The sequence below is a fragment of the Pseudomonas sp. TSO6 genome (genome assembly GCF_056098905.1).
Genome location: NZ_JBLZWV010000101.1, coordinates 1 through 313 on the forward strand (window position 1 = coordinate 1; position 313 = coordinate 313).

Annotated in this window: 2 rRNA genes; both read right to left on the reverse strand. The window is 49.2% G+C overall.

Features of this window, described 5'->3' with window-relative positions:
- Positions 1-76: ribosomal RNA gene (gene rrf, locus ACN6NG_RS29970) — 5S ribosomal RNA — on the reverse strand; the annotation flags it as partial.
- A gap of 134 nt (positions 77-210) precedes the next feature.
- Positions 211-313 (reverse strand): 23S ribosomal RNA (locus ACN6NG_RS29975); the annotation flags it as partial.

Sequence of the window (313 nt, forward strand, 5' to 3'; positions counted from 1 at the left end):
TACCATCGGCGATGCATCGTTTCACTACTGAGTTCGGGATGGGATCAGGTGGTTCCAATGCTCTATGGTCGTCAAGAAATTCTGTAGCCAGAATGTCCAGATGGACAGCCCAGCGAATCCGGATATGTGATATTTGTGGTTTGTTGCGAACTTTCGGTTCGTGTCATCTTCACCACCGCAATCTGTGCTAGCAAATTGCTTGGGTGTTATATGGTCAAGCCTCACGGGCAATTAGTATTGGTTAGCTCAACGCCTCACAGCGCTTACACACCCAACCTATCAACGTCGTAGTCTTCGACGGCCCTTTAGGGGA